Here is a 642-nt window from a genome sequence, read left to right on the forward strand (position 1 = left end):
CCTGCTGTTGCTGAAGGCCGGCGCCACGATCGTGCGTAACCGAGCATGCTCGTCCCCTTCGTGCGAGACCAGCCATCCCGGCGAACCGAGAATGACCGAATCGGGGGTGAAATCCGCCGGAGGCATTCCCGCGGGCAGGAATGCCGCGTCAGACAGCACCGCCTTGGCCTCGTCATAGCCTGTCACCCACCAGCATTCGTGCCCGGACGGAAGGCGCACGCGGTGGATCGGACCTTTGGCGCGTAGCGCTAACATCTCGGGCGAGGGCTCGATGTGATCGACCCGCCACATCGGCAGCGTCGGCAAGGATTGTTCGGACATGGTGACGCTTCACTCTTTAAGCCCGGAAGGGGCGGAAGATGATGGGCAGACTGCGGGCAGCAAATGAGTTAAGGCAACGTGTAGACCACGCCCTCTGCGGCGATTGCCAGCGCCAGATCCTCCGGCCGCACGAACGGCGGGGGGAAGACACTTCCCAATTCCAGGCGCGCCAGCGCAGCGCCCAGGCACAGATGCGGCCCCTGGCCGAGCGGCAGGTGCGGGTTTTGCAGCCGGTTGAAATCGAACATGTCGGTATCGCCATAGGTCGGCCGACCGTAGGAATTGGCGCAGCAGGTTCGACCGCACCCGCCCACCGACCCG

The 642-nt window shown here is 65.0% G+C and carries 1 protein-coding gene and 1 pseudogene; both read right to left on the minus strand.

Annotated elements, in window-relative coordinates; translation table 11 throughout:
* Positions 1–321 (minus strand): annotated as a pseudogene (locus CO660_RS32480) (cytochrome); the annotation flags it as partial.
* Positions 322–389: 68 nt separating this feature from the next.
* Positions 390–642 (minus strand): cytochrome (locus tag CO660_RS32485; RefSeq protein ID WP_245421424.1); only part of this gene is annotated, 253 nt, incomplete at its 5' end.

This window comes from Rhizobium sp. L9 (assembly GCF_002531885.1).
Taxonomy (GTDB): Bacteria; Pseudomonadota; Alphaproteobacteria; order Rhizobiales; family Rhizobiaceae; genus Rhizobium.